The organism is Nocardioides sp. CPCC 206348, assembly GCF_048654705.1.
GTDB lineage: Bacteria > Actinomycetota > Actinomycetes > Propionibacteriales > Nocardioidaceae > Nocardioides.
In genome coordinates, this window is sequence record NZ_JBMCZA010000157.1 from 12,090 (window position 1) to 12,868 (window position 779).

Annotated in this window: 1 protein-coding gene; it reads left to right on the forward strand. The window is 71.4% G+C overall.

All coding sequences use genetic code 11. The features are described 5' to 3' along the window. Positions 1-86: 86 nt before the first annotated feature. Positions 87-779: RNA polymerase subunit sigma-70 (locus ACOADB_RS11475; protein ID WP_378598325.1), on the forward strand; the 693-nt coding region annotated here is incomplete at its 3' end.

Below are 779 nucleotides of genomic sequence, written 5' to 3' on the forward strand. Positions count from 1 at the left end.
CCCCCAGTGGCTGTGAGCTGACCGATCACTTCTCCGGAGCTCGACCGTCGTTACCTGCGACAGTTCCAGCGATCCCAGGAGACGACATGAAGACGACAGCACCCACCCCGACCGGACCGGCCGGTCCGCTCGGAGCGGACGAAGCCGAGTTCATGCAGGCGGCCCGCGCCGGTGACGGCGGTCGGTTCGCGCTGCTGACCGAGCGGTACCGCAGGGAGCTGCAGGTCCACTGCTACCGCATGCTTGCGTCGTACGACGACGCGCAGGACCTCACCCAGGAGACCTTCCTGCGGGCGTGGGCGAAGCGCGAGTCGTTCCAGGGACGGGCGTCGCTGCGCACCTGGCTGTACCGGATCGCCACCAACGCCTGCCTGGACTTCCTCGAGAAGCGGCGCGACCGCACGCCGGTCCCGGCCGACCTGCACGGTGCGGGCGGGACGGGCACCGAGGTGCTCTACCTGCAGCCGTGGCCGGACAGCCAGCCGCAGGACCCACACACGCAGGCGGTGGCCCGGGAGACCATCGAGCTGGCGTTCATCGTGGCCGTCCAGCACCTGCCCGCACGCCAGCGCGCCGTACTGATCCTCCGGGACGTGCTCGGGTGGCCGGCGCAGCAGACGGCTGACGCCCTCGACCTGACCCTGGCCTCGGCCAACAGCGCGCTGGCCCGGGGTCGGACCACGATGCGCCAGCACCTCCCCGACGGTCGGCTCGACTGGAGCGCCCGAGCCGGGCAGGGGTTGAGCGAGCAGGAGCAGACGCTGGTGTCGGCGTACGTC